General features: G+C 63.9%; 21 protein-coding genes. 14 read left to right on the top strand and 7 right to left on the bottom strand.

The window, feature by feature from the left end; genetic code table 11:
* Positions 1 to 431: 431 nt before the first annotated feature.
* The 9 genes from NCS00_RS00970 to NCS00_RS00930 all read left to right on the top strand — a co-directional run bounded on the left by NCS00_RS00970 (position 432) and on the right by NCS00_RS00930 (position 8,149).
* Positions 432 to 1,451, top strand: coding sequence for a bile acid:sodium symporter family protein (locus NCS00_RS00970; RefSeq protein WP_033536558.1), 1,020 nt, complete (start codon positions 432 to 434; stop codon positions 1,449 to 1,451).
* A gap of 320 nt (positions 1,452 to 1,771) precedes the next feature.
* Entirely contained in the window at positions 1,772 to 2,809 is a 1,038-nt protein-coding gene (locus tag NCS00_RS00965) for an acyl-CoA dehydrogenase family protein (protein ID WP_034470360.1), read from the top strand.
* Entirely contained in the window at positions 2,797 to 3,588 is a 792-nt protein-coding gene (locus NCS00_RS00960; RefSeq protein ID WP_250438822.1) for a PIG-L deacetylase family protein, read from the top strand. Before NCS00_RS00965 ends, NCS00_RS00960 begins: the two co-directional genes overlap by 13 nt.
* Entirely contained in the window at positions 3,585 to 4,196 is a 612-nt protein-coding gene (locus NCS00_RS00955; protein ID WP_034470354.1) for a class I SAM-dependent methyltransferase, read from the top strand. Before NCS00_RS00960 ends, NCS00_RS00955 begins: the two co-directional genes overlap by 4 nt.
* Positions 4,197 to 4,399: 203 nt before the next feature.
* Positions 4,400 to 5,419 carry a LacI family DNA-binding transcriptional regulator gene (locus tag NCS00_RS00950; RefSeq protein WP_008351968.1) on the top strand — a complete coding sequence of 340 codons (1,020 nt, stop codon included), beginning with the start codon at positions 4,400 to 4,402 and terminating at the stop codon, positions 5,417 to 5,419.
* Positions 5,416 to 6,669, top strand: a complete 1,254-nt coding sequence (locus tag NCS00_RS00945; RefSeq protein WP_034470352.1) for an AGE family epimerase/isomerase — start codon at positions 5,416 to 5,418, stop codon at positions 6,667 to 6,669. Before NCS00_RS00950 ends, NCS00_RS00945 begins: the two co-directional genes overlap by 4 nt.
* 5 nt (positions 6,670 to 6,674) lie before the next feature.
* Positions 6,675 to 7,586, top strand: a complete 912-nt coding sequence (locus NCS00_RS00940) for a carbohydrate kinase family protein (RefSeq protein ID WP_008351973.1) — start codon at positions 6,675 to 6,677, stop codon at positions 7,584 to 7,586.
* Positions 7,587 to 7,651: 65 nt separating this feature from the next.
* Positions 7,652 to 7,873, top strand: coding sequence for a hypothetical protein (locus NCS00_RS00935; protein WP_008351974.1), 222 nt, complete (start codon positions 7,652 to 7,654; stop codon positions 7,871 to 7,873).
* Between the two features lie 30 nt (positions 7,874 to 7,903).
* On the top strand, positions 7,904 to 8,149 hold the full coding sequence (locus NCS00_RS00930) for a hypothetical protein (RefSeq protein WP_008351976.1): 246 nt from the start codon (positions 7,904 to 7,906) through the stop codon (positions 8,147 to 8,149).
* Here the strand turns inward: NCS00_RS00930 and NCS00_RS00925 are convergent.
* The gene (locus NCS00_RS00925; RefSeq protein ID WP_034470349.1) at positions 8,146 to 8,796 is read right to left on the bottom strand and encodes a glutathione S-transferase family protein; all 651 of its coding nucleotides are present in this window, start codon (positions 8,794 to 8,796) and stop codon (positions 8,146 to 8,148) included. The genes NCS00_RS00930 and NCS00_RS00925 overlap by 4 nt on opposite strands.
* Before the next feature lie 234 nt (positions 8,797 to 9,030).
* Here NCS00_RS00925 and NCS00_RS00920 point away from each other — a divergent pair, with 234 nt between their 5' ends.
* Positions 9,031 to 12,597, top strand: a complete 3,567-nt coding sequence (locus NCS00_RS00920; RefSeq protein ID WP_250438820.1) for an indolepyruvate ferredoxin oxidoreductase family protein — start codon at positions 9,031 to 9,033, stop codon at positions 12,595 to 12,597.
* Here NCS00_RS00920 and NCS00_RS00915 read toward each other — a convergent pair whose 3' ends face one another.
* A complete protein-coding gene (locus NCS00_RS00915) occupies positions 12,598 to 13,914 on the bottom strand; it encodes an EAL domain-containing protein (RefSeq protein WP_008351986.1) in 1,317 nt (438 codons plus the stop codon).
* A 344-nt stretch (positions 13,915 to 14,258) separates the two neighbouring features.
* Between NCS00_RS00915 and NCS00_RS00910 the strand changes: the two genes are divergently transcribed.
* The 3 genes from NCS00_RS00910 (at position 14,259) to NCS00_RS00900 (ending at position 17,728) form a co-directional block, all read left to right on the top strand.
* Positions 14,259 to 15,908 carry a Na+/H+ antiporter gene (locus NCS00_RS00910; RefSeq protein WP_250433399.1) on the top strand — a complete coding sequence of 550 codons (1,650 nt, stop codon included), beginning with the start codon at positions 14,259 to 14,261 and terminating at the stop codon, positions 15,906 to 15,908.
* A gap of 481 nt (positions 15,909 to 16,389) precedes the next feature.
* Positions 16,390 to 16,989, top strand: a complete 600-nt coding sequence (locus NCS00_RS00905; RefSeq protein ID WP_250438818.1) for a contractile injection system protein, VgrG/Pvc8 family — start codon at positions 16,390 to 16,392, stop codon at positions 16,987 to 16,989.
* Entirely contained in the window at positions 16,877 to 17,728 is an 852-nt protein-coding gene (locus NCS00_RS00900; RefSeq protein WP_502801569.1) for a KPHS_23130 family T6SS system protein, read from the top strand. The genes NCS00_RS00905 and NCS00_RS00900 overlap by 113 nt, the downstream gene beginning before the upstream one ends.
* A gap of 185 nt (positions 17,729 to 17,913) precedes the next feature.
* On the opposite strand, the gene NCS00_RS00895 is transcribed toward NCS00_RS00900, so the two are convergent.
* The 5 genes from NCS00_RS00895 to NCS00_RS00875 all read right to left on the bottom strand — a co-directional run bounded on the left by NCS00_RS00895 (position 17,914) and on the right by NCS00_RS00875 (position 23,596).
* Positions 17,914 to 19,215 carry a solute carrier family 23 protein gene (locus NCS00_RS00895; RefSeq protein ID WP_250438814.1) on the bottom strand — a complete coding sequence of 434 codons (1,302 nt, stop codon included), beginning with the start codon at positions 19,213 to 19,215 and terminating at the stop codon, positions 17,914 to 17,916.
* Positions 19,216 to 19,360: 145 nt separating this feature from the next.
* Positions 19,361 to 20,938 (bottom strand): methyl-accepting chemotaxis protein, encoded by a 1,578-nt coding sequence (locus NCS00_RS00890; RefSeq protein WP_175979717.1) that lies wholly within the window; start codon positions 20,936 to 20,938, stop codon positions 19,361 to 19,363.
* Positions 20,939 to 21,379: 441 nt separating this feature from the next.
* The gene (locus NCS00_RS00885; protein WP_008351997.1) at positions 21,380 to 21,922 is read right to left on the bottom strand and encodes a response regulator transcription factor; all 543 of its coding nucleotides are present in this window, start codon (positions 21,920 to 21,922) and stop codon (positions 21,380 to 21,382) included.
* Positions 21,923 to 21,967: 45 nt separating this feature from the next.
* The gene (locus tag NCS00_RS00880; protein ID WP_250438812.1) at positions 21,968 to 23,266 is read right to left on the bottom strand and encodes an ATP-binding protein; all 1,299 of its coding nucleotides are present in this window, start codon (positions 23,264 to 23,266) and stop codon (positions 21,968 to 21,970) included.
* 108 nt (positions 23,267 to 23,374) lie between these two features.
* A complete protein-coding gene (locus tag NCS00_RS00875; protein WP_008352000.1) occupies positions 23,375 to 23,596 on the bottom strand; it encodes a cysteine-rich CWC family protein in 222 nt (73 codons plus the stop codon).
* Positions 23,597 to 23,740: 144 nt separating this feature from the next.
* On the opposite strand from NCS00_RS00875, the gene argB reads away from it, so the two are divergent.
* A complete protein-coding gene (gene argB / locus NCS00_RS00870; RefSeq protein ID WP_008352001.1) occupies positions 23,741 to 24,640 on the top strand; it encodes an acetylglutamate kinase in 900 nt (299 codons plus the stop codon).
* The last annotated feature ends 11 nt before the right edge of the window (positions 24,641 to 24,651 follow it).

Below are 24,651 nucleotides of genomic sequence, written 5' to 3'. Positions count from 1 at the left end.
AGTCGGAACATTCGGGGCCTTGCATCGAGCGATGCATAAACCCGCCAACCGGTGTATTCAACAATTTATTTCGCGCCGCGAAAGCAGTCGAGCCAAAAAGTGTTAGGCCCGCTCGATGGTTGTAACACCATGTTACGTCAGAGTTTTTCGCTGCCGCCTAGCATTTCGGACGACCAAACATATGAAGAACAAATGTGCTGGACAAAAGAATCTGAAAGCCGCGAAATTGGCTCGCGCGCGGCCCGAGTTTTGCTGTAGCGGTCATTCGGCCTGCCTCGTGCACAGGTCGTTTCATGTGGACGTGTCATCAATCGATCCAGTAAATGAATTTGCCAATTTAATCGGGTGCGAGCGAAAATCATGGTTTTTCCTGACTTGACGCAAAAAACGCCCCGCCCAGCGGCCGGCGTGTCCAAGTACGAGACTCTTTGATGGCACGGCCCAAACTTCTTCCCGACAACTTCACGCTGGCGCTCGTCGGCACCGTCATCGTCGCGAGCTTTCTGCCCTGCCGCGGCGGCGCGGCGGTCGCATTCAACTGGATCACCGATATCGCCATCGGCCTCTTGTTCTTCCTGCATGGCGCGAAGCTTTCCCGCGAGGCGATCATCGCCGGCGCGACGCACTGGCGGCTGCATCTCGTCGTGCTGCTCAGCACCTTCGCGCTCTTTCCACTACTCGGGCTCGCGCTCAAACCGGTGCTGACGCCGCTCGTGACGCCGGCGCTCTACACCGGCATCCTGTTTCTGTGCACGCTGCCGTCCACGGTGCAGTCGTCGATTGCGTTCACGTCGATGGCAAAGGGCAACGTGCCGGCCGCCGTGTGCAGCGCGTCCGCGTCGAGCCTGCTCGGCATTTTCATCACGCCGGCGCTCGTCGGGATCGTCGTGAGCAATCACGGCGCGACGACCGGCTCGCCGTGGCACACCGTCGGCAACATCACGCTGCAACTGCTCGTGCCGTTCATTGCCGGGCAATTGCTGCGGCCGGCCATCGGCAAGTGGATCGACAGGCATCGCGCGATGCTCAAGTTCGTCGATCAGGGCTCGATTCTGCTCGTCGTGTACGTCGCGTTCAGCGAAGCCGTGAACGAAGGCATCTGGCATTCGATTTCGCTCGGGACGCTCGCGGGGCTGCTCGCGGTCAATATCCTGTTGCTGGCGGCGGCGCTGTTCATCACGGCGTTCACGGCCAAGCGCCTCGGCTTCTCGCGCGCCGACCAGATCACGATCATCTTCTGCGGTTCGAAGAAGAGTCTCGCCTCCGGCATTCCGATGGCGAAGGTGATTTTCGCGTCGCACGCGGTCGGTGCGGTCGTGCTTCCGCTCATGCTTTTCCACCAGATTCAATTGATGGTGTGCGCGGTGCTCGCGCAGCGCTGGGGCGCACGCAAAACTGCGCCCGAAGCCGCGCGCGAGAACAAGGCCGTCGGAGCGCCCGCCCGCCGCTGATTCACGCCCGTCCGCGAACGGCGCCCGCTGGTTCGCCATATTCGATCCCCTTCCAGAAGGCCGCCGCGTGCGGCCTTTTGCGTCATTTGAACCCGGCCACGCTCAAGCGACCATTCAGCCAAGCGGCATAAGCCAGAAAGCCTGACTTTTCACATCGATTCGTCGGAACGCGTTGCCGCGCGTCCGGCACTTTGGCCTACGTCTTTCGGCTGAATGGTGCTCGGGCATGTCCCTTGCCACACTCTTGTTCAAACCGGGCAGAAACGGACACGGCGCGCCATGTGGACACAACGCATCAAACTTAAACAGCGGATGGACCGATGAACTGCGTCGAACAGCATGCGACGGCCTCCGCCTTGCGCGACTTTCTCGGCAAGTTGCCGTTTCAACGCGGCAACGCCGAAGAAACAGGCCGCGCGCTTCATGCGCTGACCGGCGCGGGTCTCGATCGCCTTCCCTTGCCGGGCCGGGGAAACACGGCTGAGCGCTGGCGCGCGTTGGGCGCGGTCGCAGCCTTCGACCTCTCTTTGGTCAAGCTCTACGAAGGCCACACGGACGCGCTCGCCATCCTCGCCGAACTGGGCGGCCCGCCACCCGACGACGGCAGCGCGTGGGCCGTCTGGGCAGCCGAACCGCCGAGTGCGCGCTTGTTGGCGCTGGGTGACGCCGGCTCACAGATCGTCGCGCTGGACGGCACGAAGGCATGGTGCTCCGGAGCGGCATCGGTCACGCATGCGCTCGTAACCGCGTGGAACGAGCGCGACGAACCGGTTCTCGCCGCCGTCGATCTGCGGCAGAACGGCGTGAAAGTCACCGGTTCCGGCTGGCAAGCGGTCGGCATGGAGGCGAGCGCGAGCGTCGACGTGCGCTTCGAGCGAGTACGCGCGCAGTTGGTCGGTCCGCCGCGTGGTTATCTCGAGCGCCCTGGTTTCTGGCAGGGCGGCGCGGGCATTGCCGCGTGCTGGTTCGGCGCGGCATCGGGCATTGCAGCGTTCGTCGCGCGCGATACAAAGCATCGCGCGGGGCCGCACAAGCTCGCGCATCTCGGTGCGATCGATACGGCGCTATCCGCGACGGCCGCGTTGCTGCGCGAGACGGCGGCGTTCATCGACCGCGAGCCGCAGGCCGACGCCATGGTGCCGACGATGCGTGCGCGCCTCGCGGCCGAACATGTGGCAACGCTGGTCGTGGAGCGCGCGGGCCGCGCGCTGGGCGCCGGCCCGCTGTGCCGCGACGCGCACTTCGCGCAGTTGATGGCCGATCTGCCGGTTTTCGTTCGACAAAGCCACGCCGAGCGTGACGAAGCATCGCTCGCGGAGCACGTCATAGAGGAGGAAGGGATTTCATGGCAAGTGTGACCACGCAAGCGCCTACCGACGAAACGGCCACTGACCGCGCCATACGCGGCGAAGGCACGCCCGAAGCCGCATGGCAGGGATGGGCGCGTCTGAATGCGCTGCCCGAAGTCGATCCGGCGGAACTGGTGCCGCTCGGCAGCCGGGCCGTCGTCGTTGCGCCACACCCCGACGATGAAATCCTCGGCACCGGCGGCCTGCTCGCTCGACTGTCGGAGATCAGCCGGCACATTCTCATCATCGCCGCAACGGACGGCACGGCAAGTCACCCGAAGTCATCCGAATGGCCGCCGGAACGTCTTGCACGCGTACGTCCGCAGGAAACGAGGGCTGCGCTGCAACGGCTGCATCTGCGTCAGGTCCAGGTAGTCCGGCTCGGGCTCCAGGACGGCGATCCTGACCAGATCGAATCGAGTTTGTCAGGATGCCTGTCGGAGTACCTTCAACCGGGCGACATAGTTTTCACGACATGGCGCTATGATGGTCACCCCGACCACGAGGCGGCCGGGCGCGCCGTTCAGTCCGCGGCACAAGCGCTCGATCTGCCTTGTGTGGAGGTGCCGCTCTGGACCTGGCACTGGGCGTCGCCGGACGATACGCGCGTGCCATGGAGCCGTGCTCGCCGCATCGTGCTCGACGGCGCCACGCATGCCCGGAAGCTCCGGGCCGTGCAGGCTTTTCGGAGCCAGCTCGACCCCGACGCCACCACCGGACAAGTGCCAGTGCTGCCCGAGCATGTGCTGGCAAGGCTTACACGGCCTTTCGAAGTCGTACTCATATGAACAACACCAACAACAATACTAAGCAGTACTTCGATACTCTTTATCGAGATAACGACGATCCCTGGAAAATCAGGCATCGATGGTATGAACGGCGCAAACGCGCGCTCCTGCTCGCCTCGCTTCCGCACGAACGCTATGCGCGCGCATTCGAGCCAGGCTGCGGCAACGGCGAACTGACGGCGCTGCTCGCGCCACGCTGCGACGAGCTGATCGCAACCGACATCGCCGAGGACGCCGTCGCGCTCACGCGGCAACGCGTCGCGGAATATCGGAACGTCGATGTCCGGCAGATGCTGCTGCCCGACTGCTGGCCCACCGGCAAGTTCGATCTCGTCGTGATCAGCGAGATCGGCTATTACCTCGACGAGCCGCAGCTATGGCACATCGTCGAGCATATACACCAAAGCTTGTCGCATGACGGCGCGGTCGTCGCGTGTCACTGGCGTCGGCCGATCGAAGGCTGGCTTCAGAACGGCGACGAAGTCCACGCAAAGCTGCGCGGCCGCATGAGTCTGCCGCTGCTAAGCCACTATTGGGACGACGATCTGATCCTCGACGTATGGACGCCCGACAAGCGCTCGGTTCACGACCGCGAAGCCGCGGCGTAATGTTTCCGTATTTTTACTAAACAAATAACTCGCAAGGAATCGCATATATAACAACGGCCTACTGGTTTTCTCCAATCTTCGCATACGGTAGGTTCGAGACTTTTTACTATACAATCGCCTCGAACAAGTGAACCGGCCGAGCGCGCGCAACATCGCGCCTGAGCGGAAAACAGCCGAGAAAAGCGGAGACAGAGAACACCACGATGGCCACCACCATTCGCGATGTCGCGCGCGCGGCAAGCGTCTCGATCGGGACGGTTTCGCGCGCGCTCAAGAATCAACCAGGCTTGTCCGAGGCGACGCGCGTGCGCGTCGTCGAAGTGGCGCAGCAACTCGGCTACGATTCGGCTCAGTTGCGCACGCGCATTCGTCGCGTGACCTTTCTGCTGCATCGGCAGCACAACAATTTCGCCGTCAGCCCTTTCTTTTCCCATGTGCTGAACGGTTTCGAGGAAGCGTGCCGCGAGCGGCGGCTCGTGCCATCCGTGCTCACGGCCGGTCCGACGCACGATCTCGCGCAGCAGATGCGCCTGCACGCGCCGGACGCTATCGCGGTCGCGGGTTTCGTCGAGCCGGAACTGCTCGCGCATCTGCATTCGCTCGCGCGGCCCACCGTGCTGATCGACCTGCGCGCGCCGGGATTCCGCTCCGTCAACATCGACAATGTGACCGGCGCGTCGCTCGCGATGCAGCATCTGTTCGCGCAAGGGCGGCGGCGCATCGCGTTCATCGGCGGATCGCTCGCGCATTACAGCATCGCGCAACGCGCGCTCGGCTATCGGAAAGCATATTTCGATGCCGGCCAGCTTTTCGATCCGACGCTCGAGGTCATGACGCAGCCGGGCCTGACCGCCGATCAGGCCGCCGCCGACGCGATGGAACGCCTCATCGCGGAAGCCCGCGCGCAATCCGGTCCCCTGCCCGACGCCGTTTTCGCCTATAACGATGCAGCGGCCCTCGCCGCGATGCGCGTCTGTCTCGCGCACGGCTTGCGCGTGCCGGACGACATCGCGTTCGTCGGTTTCGACGACATTCCGGCCGCCGCCCAAAGCACGCCGCCGCTCTCGACCGTGACCGTCGACAAGGAAGCGCTCGGGCGCCGCGGTGTCGAATTGCTGTTGGAAGATCAATCGAGCCCGCCGAGCCAGGCCGACACGCTCGTCGCCGTCAATTTCGTTCCTCGCGCGAGCTCGGGCACGAAACAGGACATCAGCACGCCATGAACATGACCGCCTCACCTGCCCTCGCGGAACCGGCGCCAGCAGAACGCGCGATCGATTTCCGCAGCCGCGACTTCCTGCTCTCCCACGTACGCGACACGCTCGCGTTCTACGCGCCGAACGCGCGCGATCCGTCCGGCGGTTTCTTTCATTTCTTCAAGGACGACGGCAGCGTCTATAACCGCACGACGCGCCATCTCGTCAGCAGCACGCGCTTCGTCTTCAACTACGCGATGGCCTTCCGCCACTTCGGCGACGCGCGCTATCGGGACGACGCGCATCACGCGTTCAGATTCCTGCGCGACGCCCACTGGGACGCCGCGAACGAAGGTTACGACTGGGAAATCGAGTGGCACGACGGCCAGAAGCGCACGCTCGACGGCACGCGCCACTGCTACGGCACGGCGTTCGTGCTGCTCGCATGCGCGCACGCGGCGATGGCGGGCATCGACGAAGCCAGGCCGATGATCGACGAAACCTTCGCGCTGATGGAAAAGCGTTTCTGGGACGCCGACGCCGGCCTCTACGCCGACGAAGCCACGCCCGACTGGCGGCTTTCGGACTATCGCGGGCAGAACGCGAACATGCACGCGACCGAGGCGCTGCTCGCGGCTTACGAGGCGACGGGTCACGTCATCTATCTGGATCGCGCGGAAAAGATCGCGGGCAACATCACGCTGCGGCAGGCGAAGCTGTCGCACGGCATGGTGTGGGAGCATTTTCATCGCGACTGGTCGGTCGACTGGCATTACAACGAATCGGACAGTTCGAACATCTTCCGTCCGTGGGGTTTTCAGCCGGGTCATCAGATCGAATGGGCGAAGCTGCTGCTGATTCTGGAGCGGCATCGCGCGCTGCCGTGGCTCTCGGCGCGCGCCGTCGAACTGTTCGACGCCGGCTTCAACCGCGCGTGGGACAGCCGTCACGGCGGCCTCTACTACGGCTTCGGCCCGGACGACACCATCTGCGACCACGACAAGTATTTCTGGGTGCAGGCCGAAGGCTTCGCGGCGGCGGCGCTGCTCGGCGCGCGCACGGGACGCGAGCGTTTCTGGGATTGCTATGACGAACTCTGGCGCTATAGCTGGGAGCACTTCGTCGATCACGAATACGGCGCGTGGTATCGCATTCTGACGTGCGACAACCGCAAGTACGGCGACGAGAAAAGTCCCGCCGGCAAGACCGACTATCACACGATGGGCGCGTGCTACGAAGTGCTGAACGCGCTGGCCCCGACTTCGACTCAACGGTGACAAGCATGGCAAGCGAGCAAACCACTTTTCCGCAATTCGTTTCCGCGGGCGACATCCTCACCGACATGATCCGCACGGACGTGTCGAGCTGGCTTTCGCGTCCGGGCGGCGCGGGCTGGAACGTCGCGCGCGCGGTCGCGCGGCTCGGCCTGCCGACGGCCTGCGCCGGCTCGCTCGGCACGGACAATTTCTCCGACGATCTGTGGGACGCGAGCGTCGCTTCGGGCCTCGACATGCGCTTCATGCAGCGCGTCGAGCGTCCGCCCTTGCTCGCGATCGTCCACAAGACGCAGCCGCCCACGTACTACTTCATGGGCGAGAACGGCGCTGATCTCGCGTTCGATCCGTCGCGGCTGCCGCAAGGCTGGATGGAGCGCGTGAAGTGGGCGCATTTCGGCTGCATCAGCCTCGTGCGTCAGCCGCTCGGCGCGACGCTTGCCGCGCTCGCCCGTCAGTTGCGCGAACACGGCGTGAAGATCAGCTTCGATCCGAACTATCGCAATTTGATGGAGCACGGCTACGAGCCGATCCTGCGCAACATGGCGGGCCTCGCCGATCTCATCAAGGTGTCCGACGAAGATCTGCACATGCTGTTCAAAGGCATGCCCGAAGCCGACGCGCTCGCGAAAATCCGCGCGATGAACCGCCAAGCCACCGTGCTCGTCACGCGCGGCTCGTCGGAAGCCACGCTCTATGCCGGCGACGAGCAGTACAGCGCGCGTCCGCCGAGCGTCGAAGTGGCCGATACGGTCGGCGCGGGCGATGCGTCCATCGGCGGATTGCTCTATAGCTTGATGGCGCGTCACGGCGAATGGCCCGAACATCTGAAGTTCGCGCTCGCGGCGGGCGCGGCGGCGTGCCGTCATTCGGGCGCGCATTCGCCGTCGCTGGATGAGGTCGAGGCGTTGCTGAAATAAGCGTCGCACGCGTTACATATCAGCGTGCTAGCATGGATTCGTCCTTGCCTGGAGGCGAATCCATCATGGAAGACACCACCTACACGAAAGGCATCTACACCGCGACGATCGGCGTGCGCGCCATCGACGGCGGTCAGTACCAGGGCCTCGTCTCGCTCGCACGCGACGACGGCGAAGATACCGAAGCGACGCTCTACGAAGTGGAAGCCGCGTCGGGCAACGAAGAAGAAGCGCTCAACGAAGCGCGCGCGCTCGCGCACCGCATCCTCGGGGAAATCGAGTTGTAGCCACGCTGCATGGCCGCATCGGAGGACAACATGCCGGAGCAGATCTTCCTTTATGGCGTCTACGCCATCCACGTGAGGCCGGTCGAGCTGCAGGGCTCGCGCTGGGACGCGGAGTACGAGATCCGTCATCACGACAAGGCGGTGCAGACGTGGACGACCGTCGGCGGCGACGACGGTCTCGCCGATCGCGCCGAAGCCGTCGAGCTGGCGCATCGGCGCGCGGTGTCGGATATCGAAGCCGGCGCGGGCATTCCCAAGCCGCGCGCGTTTCCCTAACTCTCGCTCGACGAATGCACGACGCCCGCGTGGCTGTTCAGCGCCAGCCGCTCGGCCTCGCGATGATCGATCGCTGACGCGCGCTCGTAGCCCTCGCGCCCGAGCGCGCGTTCGACGTAATCGAAAAGCACGCCCTGCGGCTCGATCAGCTTCGCCCTGAACGCGATCTGCAGCGTGCTCGCCGCGAGAATGTCCGCGGCGGTGAATTGCTCGCCGAGCAGCCACGGCCCCTCTTCCAGCGCGTTTTCGATCGCGTGCTCGACGCGCGCGAGATCGCCCCATCCGAAACTCACCGTGTTGCCTTGCGCGCCGGTCACGCGTTCGGCCATCGCGGGTTCGAGACACGAACCGGTGAAAAACATCCACTGCAGAAAGCGCCCGCGCGACGGATCGTGCAGCGGCACGCCGAGCGTCGTTTCCGGATAGCGATCCGCCAGATACAGCAGCACCGCGCCCGATTCGGCCACGCGCACGCTGCCGTCTTCCAGCGCGGGCAGCTTCGACATCGGATTGACGCGGCAGAAGTTCGGATCGTTCTGCGCGCCGGCTCGGATGTTCACGAACTCCAGTTGATACGGCACGCGCATTTCTTCGAGCATCCACAGCGCGCGAAAGGCGCGCGTCTTCGGCCAGTAAAAGAGCTTCATCGGCTGCAATCGGGTTGGCTGTCGAGGCATTCAGGTTAGCCCTTTCGCGCGCCGACGCCCGATCCGGGTTTACGCGAAGCACGGACAGATCGAGGAAATTTCTCTCGCGTATCTCGAAAATCAGCCCGATGTTTCTCGGCGCGACGGTATTCGCTGCGAGTAAGCAAAAACATTCCGCCTTTGTCGGCAAAGAATGTCGCATTGCCTCGCATACCTACAAGACACGGAGATCTCATGAACGCGCGCGTCCCCGCCGATGCCTTTTTTCCTCCCGCGCTGTCGGACTATCAACTCGGCGACAACCTCTCCGCCACGAAAGGCCGGATCTTCCTCACCGGCACGCAGGCGCTCGTGCGTCTGGTTTTGATGCAGCGCGAACTCGACCGCGCCGCCGGCCTGAACACCGCTGGCTTCATCAGCGGATATCGCGGCTCGCCGCTCGGCATGGTCGATCAGCAATTGTGGAAAGCGAAGAAACTGCTCGCGTCGCACGATGTGCGCTTCTTGCCCGCGATCAACGAGGAACTCGGCGGCACGGCCGTGCTCGGCACGCAGCGCGTGGAATCGGACGCGGAACGCACCGTCGATGGCGTGTTCGCGATGTGGTACGGCAAAGGCCCGGGCGTCGATCGAGCAGGCGATGCGCTCAAGCACGGCAACGCGTACGGCTCGTCGCCGCACGGCGGCGTGCTCGTCGTCGCGGGCGATGACCACGGCTGCGTGTCGTCGTCGATGCCGCATCAGAGCGATCAGACGATGATCTCCTGGCACATGCCGGTGGTGAATCCGTCGAACGTCGCTGACATGCTGGAGTTCGGCATCTACGGCTGGGCGCTGTCGCGCTTTTCGGGCGCGTGGATCGGCTTCAAGGCGATTTCGGAGACGGTCGAATCCGGCTCGACCGTCGATCTCGATGCGCTCAGGCTCGACTGGCAAGCGCCGCAAGATTTCACGCCGCCGGCGGGCGGCCTGCACAACCGCTGGCCCGATCTGCCGAGCCTCACGATCGAAGCGCGTCTCGCGGCGAAGATCGAGGCCGTGCGCCACTTCGCGCGCACGAACAGCATCGACAAGTGGATCGCGCCGAGCCCGCGTGCGAACGTCGGCATCGTGACGTGCGGCAAGGCGCATCTCGATCTGATGGAAGCGCTGCGCCGCCTCGATCTCACCGTCGACGATCTCGACCGCGCGGGCGTGCGGATCTACAAGGTCGGGCTGTCATATCCGCTCGAAACGACGCGGCTCGAGACCTTCGTCGAAGGTCTGAGCGAAGTGCTCGTCATCGAGGAGAAGGGCCCGGTCATCGAGCAGCAGATCAAGGATCATCTGTATAACCGCGTCGACGGCGCGCGGCCGATCGTCATCGGCAAGAACGCTCGCGACGGCGCGCAACTGCTTTCCGCGCTCGGCGAATTGCGTCCGTCGCGCGTGTTGCCGGTGTTCGCCGACTGGCTCGCGCGTCACAAGCCGGCGCTCGATCGCCGCGACAAAGTGGTCGATCTGGTCGCGCCGCAAATCCTGTCGAATGTCGCCGATGCCGTGAAGCGCACGCCCTATTTCTGCTCGGGCTGCCCGCACAACACCTCGACGAAAGTGCCGGAAGGCTCGGTCGCGCAGGCGGGCATCGGCTGTCACTTCATGGCGTCGTGGATGGAGCGCGACACGACCGGTCTCATCCAGATGGGCGGCGAAGGCGTCGACTGGGCGTCGCACTCGATGTTCACGAAAACGCCGCACGTCTTTCAGAATCTCGGCGACGGCACGTACTTTCATTCCGGCATTCTCGCGATTCGTCAGGCCGTGGCGGCGAAGGCGAACATCACGTACAAGATTCTGTATAACGACGCCGTCGCGATGACGGGCGGCCAGCCCGTCGACGGCAGCATTTCCGTGCCGCAGATCGCGCGTCAGGTCGAAGCCGAAGGCATCGCGCTGCTCGTCGTCGTCAGCGACGAGCCGGAGAAATACATTGGTCACGAAGATCAGTTTCCGCGCGGCACGACGTTTCATCATCGCGGCGAGCTCGACGACGTGCAGCGCCGTCTGCGCGACACGCCGGGCGTCACCGTGCTCATCTACGATCAGACGTGCGCCGCCGAAAAGCGCCGCCGCCGCAAGAAAGGCGAGTTTCCCGATCCGGACAAGCGGCTTTTCATCAACGAAGCCGTCTGCGAAGGCTGCGGCGATTGCGGCGTGCAATCGAATTGCCTGTCGGTCGAGCCTGTGGAAACAGAACTGGGACGCAAGCGCCGCATCGATCAGTCGTCGTGCAACAAGGATTATTCGTGCGTGAACGGCTTCTGCCCGAGCTTTGTCACGGTCGAAGGCGCGAAGCTCAAGAAGGCCGAAGGCCACGCGTTCGATCCCGCCGAACTCGCGCGCCGCGTCGATGCCTTGCCGCTGCCGCAAGGCCAGCTCGATAACGCGCCGTACGACATCCTCGTGACGGGCGTCGGCGGCACGGGCGTCGTGACGGTCGGCGCGCTCATCAGCATGGCGGCGCATCTCGAAGGCAAGAGCGCGTCGGTGCTCGATTTCATGGGCTTCGCGCAGAAAGGCGGCTCGGTGCTGTCGTTCGTGCGCTTCGCCGCGACCGATGCGCTGCTCAATCAGGTACGCATCGACACGCAACAGGCCGACTTGCTGCTCGCGTGCGACATGGTCGTCGGCGCGAGCCCGGAAGCGCTGCAGACGGTGCGGCACGATCGCACGAAGATCGTCGTGAACACGCACGCGATTCCGAACGCGAGCTTCGTGCAGAACCCCGAAGCGAATCTTCACGCGGATGCGCTGCTCGACAAGATGCGTCACGCCGCCGGCCCCGCCGCGCACGACGCGATGCGCAGTTGCGACGCGCAAGCGCTCGCCCAGCGTTTTCTCGGCGACACCATCGGCGCGAACATTCTGATGCTCGGCTTCGCGTGGCAGCTCGGCCTCGTGCCGCTGTCGCTCGCAGCGTTGATGCGCGCGCTCGAACTGAACAACGTCGCGGTCGCGGCGAACAAGCTGGCGTTTTCGATCGGCCGTCTCGCCGCGCACGACATGGAAGCGCTCGAATCGCTGACCGCATCGACCCAGCCGAAGCGCATCGTCATGGCGGATATGCCGCTCGCGGAACTCATCGGCGATCGCGAAGCGCGCTTGCTCGCGTATGGCGGCAAGAAGTTCGTCGGGCGCTATCGGTCGCTGCTCGCGAAGGCATCGGCGAATGAGGACGTGAAGCGCGCCATCGCGATTTCGTTCTACAAGCTGCTCGCCGTGAAGGACGAATACGAAGTCGCGCGCCTGCACGCGGACCCGGCGTTCCGCACCGCGCTCGGCGCGCAGTTCGAAGGCACGGCAGGCTCGGATTACGCGGTGAAGTTCAACTTCGCGCCGCCGGTTCTGTCACACGGCGCGCCGAAGAAGAAAGTGTTCGGCCAGTGGATGTGGCCGGTGCTCGGCGGTCTCGCGAAGTTTCGCGCGCTGCGAGGCACCGCGCTCGACGTCTTCGGACGGACGCTCGAACGCCGCATGGAGCGTCAGCTCGCCGACGACTTCGAGATCACCATGACGCGCGCCTTGTCCCGCCTGAACGCCGACAACGCGAAGGACGTGCAAGCGCTCGCCGCGCTGTTCGAGAAAGTGCGCGGCTACGGACACGTCAAGCTCGCGAACGTCGCGATGGTCAAGCGCAGCGAACGCGACATCGCGGCGCGCATCGGCATCGAAGCGGCGACGGGCGACGCGGTGCGCGCCTCCATCGATTCGGTGAAGGGCGCGGCATCGCTGAAGGGGATTCCGGTCGTCGTGGCGAAGTAATCAGTCGATATCGTCGGGCAGCCAGTCGATATCGCCGCACAGCACGCAGCGCTTGCCCTGCGCGCGCGTCTCCACGGAGAGCGTGACGCAGGGCATCGCTTCGTTGATCGACAGATACGGCTTCGTCACGTGCACGCGCTCGGGATCGCCGAGGGCCGCGCGGAAGTACGGACGGCGCAGCCAGTTCGCGCCCTGCGCATCGATGAGCGGCAGAAAGCGCGCTTCGTGCGCGGCGCGGTCGGCGCGCAGCACGACGTTGCGGCCGGCCTGCTTGCCGTTCTGATCGAGCAGAAAACAGCGCGCGGCGTTATCGAGCGCGAGGAAATTCCAGCACACTTCTTCGAGCGGCTCCCCCGCCGCGAGCCGCTCGGCCGCGCGCTCGAACGCGCGGATATACGGCTGAAGCCTCGTCGCGACGCGCCGTTCGCGCGCTTCGGTCTGCAGTCGGTAACGCTCGGTCAGCTCGCCGATCACGTTTTGCGCGTGCGCGCTGTCCGCGAGACCCGGATGCGGCCGCGCGAAGAAAAAGCCCTGCACGAAATCCGCGCCGCTCGCGAGCGCGAGTTGCGCCTCGTGCTCGGTCTCGACGCCTTCGATCAGCACGAGCTTGCCCGCCTGATGCAGCAACGACACGATGCCCGACAGCACCGCCTCCATGTTCTGCCGCTGCTTGAGCGAGCGAGCGGACAGCGGCGCGTGAACGTTGTGGCCGGCGTGCGAAAGCATGACGCGATCGAGTTTGACGATGTCCGGATCGAGCTGCCAGATCCGTTCGATGTTCGTATGCCCCGCGCCGAAATCGTCGAGCGCGATGAGAAAGCCGTGGTCGCGGAACTGCTGCACCGCGAGCGCGAGCCGCTCGATATCCTCGGCGCTTTGCTCGAGCACTTCCAGCACGACGCGGCGTGGCTCCAGATTCAGGCGCTTCAGATTCGCGAGCAGCGCGGCGGCGTGATACGGCTCGGTCAGCGCGCCCGGATGCACGTTGAGAAAGAGCCATTCGTCCTTCGCGCCGAGCATCCTGAAGTTTTCCAGATGCAGCGCCTGCGCGAGCCGGTCGATCTGCAACGCCTCGCCGACGCGCGATGCCTGCCCGAACACATCGAGCGGCGACACCGGGCGATCGAGCGCATCGTGCGCGCGCAGCAAGCCCTCGTATCCGACGGCGCGCATGTGCGACAGACTGAACACCGGCTGAAAGACGCTCGATAACGTCAACTCGCCGTGTTCGACCGAATAGCGATCGAAGCCCGATGTCACGCCTAGCTCGAAGCTGCGCGCGGAAACCGTCGTCTTCTCGGGATTTGCGATCATCATGCGGATGCCCTCGCCTGAACGCCGTGGCGAAACGCACTCGGCTGCGTGATGCCCCATACCATTGTCATAAGAACTGCCCTCGGTGATCTCGCCGGGAGTCTCTCTGTCCCGTGGCTTTCGGTAAAGCAAGCTCCATGCGCAGAGCGCGCTGCGCGCAGCCGGTGTTTTGCGTCCCGCGTGCACCGTCAGCAGGCGATTTCAGGTGCACGCGCACCGTCGCGGTGCGGAAGCCGGCGGCGCGTCCGCTGCCCGCATCGCGAGCAAACGCTAAACTTTGCGCTCATCGAAACAATGCTAGACGCCGCGCGCACAGCCGTTCGTGCGTCTGGTGCAGTAGCGCACACATGGAAATCGTTTTTACCGTTCTCATTCTTCTGCTGGCTGTCGCGCTTTCGGGATTCGGACTGAGCCTGCTTCCGATCAAGCTGCCGCTGCCGCTCATCCAGATCGCGATCGGCGCGTGCCTCGCGTGGCCGGGATTCGCGCTGCACGTCACGTTCGATCCTGAACTTTTCATGCTGCTCTTCATTCCGCCGCTGCTGTTCGCGGACGGCTGGCGCATACCGAAGCGCGAGCTGTACATGCAGCGCCGCGCGATCCTGATGCTTGCGCTCGGGCTCGTGTTCATCACCGTCGGCGTGCTCGGCTATTTCCTGCACGCGATGATTCCGTCGATGCCGCTGCCCATCGCGTTCGCGCTCGCCGCCGTGCTTTCGCCGACCGATGCCGTCGCGCTGACGGGCATCGCCGGGCGCAACCGGATTCCCGCGAACCTGATGCACGTTCTCGAAGGCGAGGCGCTGATGAACGATGCGTCGGGCCTCGTCGCGCTCAAGTTCGCGATCGCGGCCGCGCTGACGGGCGTGTTCTCGCTGCGCGACGCGACGGTCAGCTTTTTCATCATCGCGGCGGGCGGGTTGGCGATCGGCGCGGCGATCAGTTGGGCCGTCACCGAGATTCCGTCGCGCCTGCTGAAATTCTCCGACGACGACGATCCCGCCGCGGGCGTCATCCTCACGATCCTGATTCCGTTCGCGTCGTACGTGATGGCCGAGCACGTTGGCTGCTCGGGCATTCTGGCGGCGGTGTCGGCGGGCATGATGATGAACATTCAGAGCTTGCGCGAAGGCATTCCGAGCGCGGTGCGCGTGCGCATGACGAGCACCTGGACGATGATCGAATTCGTCTTCAACGGCATGGTGTTCATCCTGCTCGGGCTGCAGTTTCCGCACATCATCGGGCAGGCGCTGATCGAGGCGCATCACGACGGCAACGCGCAGGTGGGGCTGTTGATCGGCTATGTGTTCGCGACGCTGATCGCGCTTTATGCGTTGCGTTTCGTGTGGGTGTATTCGCTGCGCTGGGTCGCCGCGCGCCGTACGGCGAAGCAGGGCCTCGACAGCGCCGCGCCCGGTTTTCGCACGCTGGCGCTGACGACGATCGGCGGCGTGCGCGGTGCCGTGACGCTGGCGGGCGTGCTGTCGCTGCCCGTGACGCTCGCCGGGCGCGATCTGGCGATTTTCATCGCGTCGGCGGTGATTCTGGCGTCGCTCCTGATCGCCGTCGTCGGCTTGCCGCTGATGCTGCGCGGCATCGAGCGCGAGAAGAATCCGCATGCGGTGGAGGAGCGCATGGCGCGTCGTCGCGCGGCGCAGGCCGCGATTCGCGCGATCGACGATACGCATGATGAGCTCATCGAACAGATGGACGAAGCCGCGTCCGCGCGTTGCGCCGATTCGACCGCGCGCGTGATGAGCATGTATCGCAGACGGCTGGAATCGCTCGGCGATGAAGAAGCGTCGCGCAAGGCCGCGAAGAAGAGCGAAATGGTGGAGACGCGGTTGAAGATGGCGGCGTTGCGGGCCGAGCGAGCGGAATTGCTGAAGCTGCGCTCGTTGCAGCATATCAACGATGAAACGCTCAATAAGCTGATGCGGGAGGTGGATCTTTCGGAGACTGCTATTGTGAATCGGAAGCGGGGGGCGGGGGCGTAGGGGTTTGGGGCTTCTTGTCGCGATCTTGATTTTTATTGGCCTCGTTTCTGTGCGGCGCAAAGCAGGAATTTTTTTATCTTCCTTACATGGGCCATGCGAATTCCCGAATAGATACGACTAACGCTGAGTAAAAAGTTCGCAACGCGCGAGACGCTAAAGCGAGTTACGCTTTCCCTTTGCGACTGTCTCGCCTCGCCTGAGCGCGCAAGAACAATCTGATTCTCTCGTCCGGCGCGGGAGATTGATCTTCACAAGGGCGGTGCGTCAAGAATTGACACACATATCAAGCGGCTTGCGCTACCCTTCGTAGGGCTAACGAGTCTGATCGGAAACAATGGCAACTTCGGACTAGGAAAGCGCGGCTTCTCGCGTACGTCATCGTCTGGATCAACGACGCTCCGAAGTTAAGCACTGCTTCTGACTCGCCAACGGCGGTTTTTTTTATGCCGGTTACGTGCGTTCAGCCACGAAGGAGGAATACTTGAATCGAAGCGACGAATACTTTGAAAGGCGTGACCATGCCTTTCAAGGACAGCATCAGCCTTATTTTCTGGAGATGCGCAGTGTACCGAGTTCGGCCACTGCCGATGTTTTCAGTATCGAGGGCGAAGAAGCGATCGGACGCGAGAGCCGCTACACAATCCAGTTCACGCATACCTCGCACGATTTGTCTCAGCGTGAATATCTTGGCAAGCGCGGCTCGTTGCTTATTCAGCCGCCGCGACGACTCAGACCCGAACCGCCACGTCACAAATACGGCGTCGTGACGGGCTTCTCCAAACTTTCGACCTCGAAGAACCAAAGCGTCTACGAAGTCGTATTGGAATCGCGGCTCGCGCTTCTGCGAAACACGCCGAAAGTTCGCTTCTTCTTCGACAAGAGCGAGCCTGAGATCATTCATCAACTCTTGCAGGACCACGGCTTCAACAAGATTTGGGCGCGCGTGGACATGAAGCTGTATCGGACGTATCGAAAGCGGCGCATCGTCACGCAGTGGCAAGAGTCTGATCTGGCGTTTCTCAAGCGCTTGTGCGAACGCACCGGCATCTGGTTCGTCTGCGAGGAAGTCCGTCCGCTATGACTACGACCATGACCGGCGCAAGAGAACGCCGGACCTGTGCCTTCTGCTCGCGTGTCAGCTTCAGGAGGAAGGCGCGGCACCTTGCACGGAAGCGGCCGTCGCGCTGCTGTTCGCTTCATGGAATCTGCTTCGCGAGAAGAAGCTCAAGCCCAAGGCGCGGCTCTTTCGCTCGATGCCCACGACAACAGACGACATACCTGACGCCATCAAGACGCTTGTCACTGCCGAGCCGACACCGGTCAAGCGCCTGAAGCACATGTGGATGAGCGGTCTGTCCAAACCCGACGGCCACGTGATGCGCGCAGCGGTGAAGGACAGCGAGCCGGAATTGACCTTGCTCGACCTCGATCATGCAATCGGCCTTCCGGGACCGGCCAGCCCGCTGCTGATGCAAGCACTCGCGGCTGAATTGATGCAGTACGGGCAGGGTCCGCAGGTCGTAGTCACGCCTGCCGCCGAGGGTGTCCGGCTGAATTTGATCGGCAAGGACTATGCACCGATCGCGCGCGCCGTCGAGCCGAACCTGAGCCTGATTCAAATGTCGACTTCATACGGCTTCGTTTGCCTGACCGTGTTGCTGCTGATCCTGGGCGAAGCGGGCGAGTTCGGCCCTGGCTGGTTTTGGAGTATCGCGGTCGCGGGGCTAGTCTTTCTGTTGATAATTCAGCCCGCTGCGCAGATCTTCAAGCGGCGCGCAGTGACTCAGGAGTTCTACGAGCGAGCGCGTTCGGGGGGATGAAATCGATCAGGAAGAGCGGATGGATCGGCTGAGGTGGCGACGCGCGCTGTGGCGCGTCGATCGCTGAGCCAGCGCGTCTGCGACGGACGCGCTTGCGCGGTTTGAGGGACGTCATCCACCGATGCCGCCCCGTACGAGCGCAATGTCCTCAAACCCAAGAAATTGAAACCGAGCGGCAAAAACCCTCAAACCACCCCCGCCCCCCGCCGCCGCAACAGCGCATAAAAGATGATAGCGCCGAACGTAGCCGTCCCGATGCCACCGAGAGCGAACCCACCGAGCTTCAGCGTGAAATCCCCGGTCCCGAGCACGAGCGTCACCGCCGCAACGATCAGATTCCGGTTATCCGAAAAATTCACCTTGTTGACGACCCAAATGCGCGCGCCCGTCACCGCGATAAGCCCGAACACGACGATCGACACACCGCCGAGCACCGGCCCCGGAATCGTCTGAATCAGCGCGCCGAACTTCGGCGAAAACCCGAGCACGATCGCGAACAGCGCCGCGATCACGAACACGAGCGTCGAATAGATCTTCGTGACGGCCATCACGCCGATGTTCTCGGCATACGTCGTCACACCGGTGCCCCCGGCAAAGCCCGATGCAATCGTCGCCAGCCCGTCGCCGATGAACGCGCGCCCGATGTACTTATCGAGGCTCTTGCCCGTCATCGCGCCGACAGCCTTGATGTGCCCGAGATTCTCCGCAACCAGAATGATCGCGACCGGCGCGATCAGCGTCATCGCCGGGCCTTCGAAGACAGGCGCGGTGAAGTGCGGCATGCCGAACCACGCAGCGTTCGCGACGATCGAAAAGTCGATCGGCTTGCCCATGCCCATCCCGTTCGTGAGCGCCGCATAAATGATGTACGCGATCGCGAGACCGATCAGGATCAGCAGCCGCTGCGCCATCCCGCGCGCGAACACCGCGACGCCCCCCACGCACAGCACGGTGACGAGCGCCATCCACGATTCGAAGCTGCTGCCCATCACGCCTTTCACCGCGATCGGCGCGAGATTCAGCCCGATCACGCAGACGATCGCGCCCGTCACGACCGGCGGCATCAGCGCTTCGATCCACTTCGTGCCGACCGCCGCAACGATCAATCCGATGATCGTGTAAGCCACGCCGCACGCAATGATCCCGCCGAGCGCCACCGATATGTTCAGGTTCGGGCCGTGACCGCTGTATCCCGTCACCGCGATCACGAGACCGATGAACGCGAAGCTCGAACCGAGATAACTCGGCACGCGCCCGCCGACCAGCACGAAAAACAGCAACGTGCCGATGCCCGACATGAAGATGCACAGATTGGGATCGAAGCCCATCAAGAGCGGCGCGAGCACGGTCGAGCCGAACATCGCGACGACGTGCTGAACGCCCATCGCGATCATCTGCGGCCAGGCGAGGCGCTGGTCGGGCCCGACGACGCGACCCTCCTGGGCGTCCGGCTGGACCGGCCAGCGCGGGAAATAGGAATCGGACATCGGCGGGGCTCCTTGGCGGCGGTGAGGCGCCGCTCCGTGCGGCGCGCTCGATCTGAAAAAATCAGGCGCGAGTGTACGGAGCGGGCTCTCGGGTGGCAAGCGAGCCGATATTACGACCGTTTGGCCGTCGCATGCCCGCGACGCGTCACACTTTTCCCGCGCCGGAGACGTCGCGCTCCAGCTCGAAAACCGCGACCGCGCTCTTCAATTGCTCGGCCTGATCGGCCATCGCGCCCGCCGCGGCGGCGGCCTGTTCAACGAGCGCCGCGTTCTGCTGCGTCACCTCGTCCATCTGCGCGACCGCGCGATTCACCTGCTCGATGCCCGCGCTCTGCTCATGCGATGCCGACGAAATCTGCGCCATGATGTCCGTCACGCGCTGCACGGCCTGCGTGACTTCGGCCATCGTCGCGCCGGCACGCTCGGCGAGCGCCGCGCCGCTGTCCACGCGCGCCGTCGACGCTTCGATCAGCTCCTTGATTTCCTTCGCCGACGTCGCGCTCCGCTGCGCGAGCGAGCGCACTTCGCCCGCGACCACCGCGAAGCCGCGCCCTTCCTCGCCGGCGCGCGCCGCTTCCACGGCCGCGTTCAGCGCGAGTATGTTCGTCTGGAACGCGATGCCTTCGATCACCGCGATGATGTCCGTCATGCGCTTCGAGCCCGACGCCAGTTCGCGCATGTTGTCGACGACCTCGCCCACGAGCTCGCTGCCGCGCGCCGATACATCCGACGCGCCGCGCGCGAGTCCGCTCGCCTCGTCCGCATTGCTCGCATTCTGTTTCACGGTCTGCGTGAGCTGCTCCATGCTCGACGCCGTCTCTTCCAGCGATGCCGCCTGCTCTTCCGTGCGCTGCGACAGATCGGTGTTGCCCTGCGCGATTTCGCGCGATGCGTACAGGATCGAATCGCTCGAATGCCGAATCCCGCCGACGATGTCCGCGAGCTTCGCGCTCATGTTGCCGAGGCTCGCGAGCATGCTGCTGTCGTCGCCGGGACGCGTGGCGACGCGCGTCGCCAGATCGCCGCGCGCGATGCGGTCGGCGATATCCGCCGCGTACGCCGGCTCGCCGCCGAGTTGCGCCGACAGACGCCGCCCGATCAGCACCGCGAGCAACGCGCCCGCGACCATCGCGCCGAACACGAGCGCGAGCATCACGACGCGCATCGTTTCATACTCCGATGCCGCGCTGCTGCGCGCCTCGGTCGCGCGCTTGCGCTTGAAGTCGGCGAGACGCTCAAGCGATTCGCGCGCCTTCTCGCTCGCGGCGATCGCGCGCGCGATGAGGCCCATCTGATCGACGTCGACGGGCATCGCTTTCTTACCCATCTGCATCAGCACGATGTCTTCCCACGCGGCGACGGACTTGCTGGCCGCATCGTAGAGCGCGAGGCTTTCTGCCGAGCGCATCGTCGGGCGCATGCGCTCGAACGCGCGGTGCATGCTGTCGAGCGATCCGGCCATGCCTTCCTTCAGCTTTTCCTTGCCGGCATCGTCGGCGAAAGTGAGGTTGGCGGCGGCGAGGTCCGTGTTGAGCTTGTGCTTGTTGATTTCCTCGACCCAATAGAGGCCGTCCATGTGACGGTCGCCGATTTCCTCGATCAGGAAGTTCATCTTCGCGAGCGAAACCACGCCGGTGGCGCCCACGCACGCAGTGAACAGAATCACGACCGCGAAAGACAGCAAAAGCTTGCTGAGCACGGACAGGCGGTCAAACCATTTCATCGAAGTCTCCTCTTTCACGCCCCGCGGACGACGCCCGCGGACGGCGCGGCGCAAACTTCGGTTCGCGCACAGAGTGGCTTTACGGCGCTCGCTGCAAAATTCTTGAGCGCGTATGAAGGAGATAACGCCGGCGAAATGGACGCTGAAACAAGGACGAAAGAACCGCGAAAGCTCGTCCGAAAGAAATCCGCAAATTGCTGCTAAGTAGCAGACAACCTAAGCAAATTCCTAATTGGGAATTTTCTGATTTGGGCGCCCAACGCTGCAACGTATGCTTTGTCCATGCGTGTTCCATGTACGCGCATGTCGTTGCAACTCTCCGATTTCCGCCCTTGGCACCCGGCTTGGGCGGTTCTTTTTTTGGGCGCCCGTTTTCGTCGATGCGATTTTCGAACGCATCGATATCGAACCGACGCCCGAGTTCCTCGGGCGTCATCCGCCTTACTGCCGCACCGGTTTCTTCGCCAATTTGCGCTGCAGCGTGCGCCGATGCATGTTGAGCGCGCGCGCCGTCGCGGAAATATTGCCGTTGTTCTCCGCCAGCGCGCGCTGGATGTGCTCCCATTCGAGCCGCGCGACCGAAAGCAGCGTCGGGTTCTCGATCGCCTCTTCGGCCGTCTGCTCGCTCGCCTGCTCGTGCAGCGCGGAAAGAATCGATTCGACGTTCGCCGGTTTCGCGAGATAGTTGTCCGCGCCGTCCTTCACCGCCTGCACGGCCGTCGCGATGCTCGCGTAGCCGGTCAGCACGAGAATGCGCGCGTCCGGTTGCAGGTCGCGCAGCGGCGCAACGAGGCGCAGGCCGGAATCGTTGCCCAAGTGAAGATCGACGGTGATCATGCCGAATTTGTGCTGGTTGGCGAGCTTCAGCGCTTCGTCCGCATTGTGTGCCTGATGCGGCGTGAAACCGCGCCGTGTCAGGCCGCGGGCGAGAATGCCGGCAAAGACTTCATCGTCGTCGATGATCAGGAAGTTGGTATCGCTCATGTGTTTCTTCTCCAAAATGCCGCTCGCGTGCGCCTGAGTTCGAGTTCAGGCCGCGCCGCTTCGTTCAGTTCTTGCCGTCTGCGCGGGCGCCGCCACCGCGCCGCGATTCGGCAGGCGCAACACGGCGCACGTGCCGCGCGGATTGCCGTCGATCAGTTCGATCGAACCTGCGAGCCGCGCCGCCGCCGCGAACGCCAGATATAACCCGACGCCGTGTCCGCCCTGCGTGCTGTCGACCGGTCCGGCGCCCAGCGTGCCGCGCAGCGCGGCGGGAATGCCCGGACCGCGGTCGCACACGTCGAAGCGCACGTAATCCAGTTCGTCGACGGTTTCCGCCGACGCCTGCAGCGTCACCGATTCGCTGCTCGCGCGCGCGGCGTTGTCGAGCAGGATCGTCAAAATCTGTCCGACGGCGACGGCATCGTCGATCGATGCATCCGCGGGCGTCCGGTCGATTTGCGCGAATTTCACCTGCGGATGCCGCAGACGCCATTGCTCGATGAAACTCGACAGCCACTCGTCGAGCGCCTGGCGGCTCGACGGCCCGGTCGCGCGGCTGCGCAGGCGCGCGAGCGCGGACGTGCACAAAGCCATCTGCTGTTCGAGCAATTCGAAATCGGCCGCGTAGGGTGCGAGGTTCTTGTCGTGCGCGGCGGAATCGCGCAATTCCTCCGACAGCATCGCGATGGTCGAAAGCGGCGTGCCCATTTCGTGCGCGACGGTCGCCGCCTGCACGCCGAGCGCGACGGCCCGCTCATCGCGAAGATGACGCTGCTGCGCGTCGGCAAGCGCGGCGTCGCGCACGCGCAGCGCCCGCGACATGCGCGCGACGAACCAGCCGATCAGCACGACGCTCACCATGAAGTTGACCCACAGGCCCGTGCGGAAATAATCAAACAGATTGGCCGGATTCTCGATGTTGAGCGGCACATAGTTGTAACTAAGCAGCGCGTAACAGGTGACGGCGAAGAGCGCGAGGCAGGTCATCATCGTCCACGGCAGGACGGCGGCGGCGATCGCGAGCGACGGCAGATAAAGCGTGACGAACGGATTGGTCGCGCCGCCGGACAGGAACAGCAGCGCCGACAGCGCGCCGAGGTCGACGAGCATCTGCCCGAACAGTTCGAGATTGGTTTCCGGACGCGCCCGCGCGACGCGCATCCACGTGAGGCCGTTGAAGACCATTTCGAGCGCGATGACGAGCAGCATCGCGGGCAGCGGAAGCTTCGCGCCGAAGAATATCTGGACGACGGCGATGGTCGTCAGCTGGCCGATGATCGCGAGCGAGCGAAGCCAGAAAAGATGACCGAGATTGACCCGTCCGGTGTTGGTTATGCGATGCATCTGATTGAGTGCGTGTTAGCGCGTGCGCGCTCCGTGCGACATTATCCCGTTTGCATCCCGCCTGCTGCGACATCTGGCGCGATTTGTCGCACCTCGGCACGCGCTCTGCTAACTGGAAGTCGTGCCGCGCCCGGCTTCCGTTGTGAGACACGCGGGACACAGACAACGAATGCCGGGCCGCAATCGATCCAGCGGCAACGCGGGCAGCGACGCGCACCAGCAGGACGCATCGCCCGCGAGCGCGCCGCAGCGAAACGTCGCGCCGCAGCGTTCGCAAACCTGCGCGCCCGGCGCTTCGCGTTCGTTCGTTTCCGTGGATGGGTTCATCATCTTGTCATCAATCTGCCGAAACGATGATCGCACGCCGGAACGCCCGCCGGAAAACGTGGCGCGACCGCGGCAATTCGTCCTGCCGCGGAGCGTCGGTCCTGTACAATTCGGCGTGTTTAAACGCTCCTCGCCTCATTTGCCGCCATGTCCGAGCTACCCGACCTCACGCAAATCGCGCCGACCCTGAAGGCTGAAATCCTGGCCGAGGCGCTGCCCTACATCCGTCAGTATCACGGCAAGACGGTCGTGATCAAATACGGCGGCAATGCCATGACCGAAGAGCGCCTGAAGCAGGGCTTCGCGCGCGACGTCATTCTGCTGAAGCTCGTCGGCATCAATCCGGTGATCGTGCATGGCGGTGGCCCTCAGATCGATCAGGCGCTGAAGAAGATCGGCAAGCAGGGCACCTTCATTCAAGGCATGCGCGTCACCGACGAAGAGACGATGGAAGTCGTCGAGTGGGTGCTCGGCGGCGAAGTGCAGCAGGATATCGTCACGCTGATCAATCACTTCGGCGGCCACGCGGTCGGTCTGACCGGCAAGGACGGCGGCCTGATCCACGCGCGCAAGCTGATGATGCCGGACCGCGACAATCCGGGCCAGTTCATCGACATCGGTCAGGTCGGCGAGGTCGAGGCGATCAATCCGGCGGTCGTCAAGGCGCTGCAGGACGACGCGTTCATCCCGGTCATTTCACCGATCGGCTTCGGCGAAGACGGCCTCTCGTACAACATCAACGCGGACCTCGTCGCGGGCAAGCTCGCCGTCGTCCTGAACGCGGAGAAGCTCGTCATGATGACGAACATCCCCGGCGTGATGGACAAGGAAGGCAATCTGCTCACCGATCTTTCCGCGCGCGAGATCGACGCCCTGTTCGCCGACGGCACCATCTCCGGCGGCATGCTGCCGAAGATTTCGTCCGCGCTGGATGCCGCGAAGAGCGGCGTGCGCTCGGTGCACATCATCGATGGCCGCATCGAACATTCGGTGCTGCTCGAAATCCTGACCGAGCAGCCGTTCGGCACGATGATCCGCTCGCATTGAGCTCGTTCCCT

It is taken from the genome of Caballeronia sp. AZ1_KS37 (genome assembly GCF_023631165.1).
In the GTDB taxonomy this organism is placed as follows: Bacteria; Pseudomonadota; Gammaproteobacteria; order Burkholderiales; family Burkholderiaceae; genus Caballeronia; species Caballeronia zhejiangensis.
The sequence above is the reverse complement of the archived record's forward strand: the minus strand, read 5'-3'. Positions and strand labels throughout refer to the sequence as shown.

Coding starts and splice junctions, on each gene's coding strand:
- NCS00_RS00970 (WP_033536558.1), top strand. CDS start 432: ATGGCACGGCCCAAACTTCTTCCCGACAACTTCACGCTGGCGCTCGTC.
- NCS00_RS00965 (WP_034470360.1), top strand. CDS start 1,772: ATGAACTGCGTCGAACAGCATGCGACGGCCTCCGCCTTGCGCGACTTT.
- NCS00_RS00960 (WP_250438822.1), top strand. CDS start 2,797: ATGGCAAGTGTGACCACGCAAGCGCCTACCGACGAAACGGCCACTGAC.
- NCS00_RS00955 (WP_034470354.1), top strand. CDS start 3,585: ATGAACAACACCAACAACAATACTAAGCAGTACTTCGATACTCTTTAT.
- NCS00_RS00950 (WP_008351968.1), top strand. CDS start 4,400: ATGGCCACCACCATTCGCGATGTCGCGCGCGCGGCAAGCGTCTCGATC.
- NCS00_RS00945 (WP_034470352.1), top strand. CDS start 5,416: ATGAACATGACCGCCTCACCTGCCCTCGCGGAACCGGCGCCAGCAGAA.
- NCS00_RS00940 (WP_008351973.1), top strand. CDS start 6,675: ATGGCAAGCGAGCAAACCACTTTTCCGCAATTCGTTTCCGCGGGCGAC.
- NCS00_RS00935 (WP_008351974.1), top strand. CDS start 7,652: ATGGAAGACACCACCTACACGAAAGGCATCTACACCGCGACGATCGGC.
- NCS00_RS00930 (WP_008351976.1), top strand. CDS start 7,904: ATGCCGGAGCAGATCTTCCTTTATGGCGTCTACGCCATCCACGTGAGG.
- NCS00_RS00925 (WP_034470349.1), bottom strand. CDS start 8,796: ATGAAGCTCTTTTACTGGCCGAAGACGCGCGCCTTTCGCGCGCTGTGG.
- NCS00_RS00920 (WP_250438820.1), top strand. CDS start 9,031: ATGAACGCGCGCGTCCCCGCCGATGCCTTTTTTCCTCCCGCGCTGTCG.
- NCS00_RS00915 (WP_008351986.1), bottom strand. CDS start 13,914: ATGATGATCGCAAATCCCGAGAAGACGACGGTTTCCGCGCGCAGCTTC.
- NCS00_RS00910 (WP_250433399.1), top strand. CDS start 14,259: ATGGAAATCGTTTTTACCGTTCTCATTCTTCTGCTGGCTGTCGCGCTT.
- NCS00_RS00895 (WP_250438814.1), bottom strand. CDS start 19,215: ATGTCCGATTCCTATTTCCCGCGCTGGCCGGTCCAGCCGGACGCCCAG.
- NCS00_RS00890 (WP_175979717.1), bottom strand. CDS start 20,938: ATGAAATGGTTTGACCGCCTGTCCGTGCTCAGCAAGCTTTTGCTGTCT.
- NCS00_RS00885 (WP_008351997.1), bottom strand. CDS start 21,922: ATGAGCGATACCAACTTCCTGATCATCGACGACGATGAAGTCTTTGCC.
- NCS00_RS00880 (WP_250438812.1), bottom strand. CDS start 23,266: ATGCATCGCATAACCAACACCGGACGGGTCAATCTCGGTCATCTTTTC.
- NCS00_RS00875 (WP_008352000.1), bottom strand. CDS start 23,596: ATGATGAACCCATCCACGGAAACGAACGAACGCGAAGCGCCGGGCGCG.
- argB (WP_008352001.1), top strand. CDS start 23,741: ATGTCCGAGCTACCCGACCTCACGCAAATCGCGCCGACCCTGAAGGCT.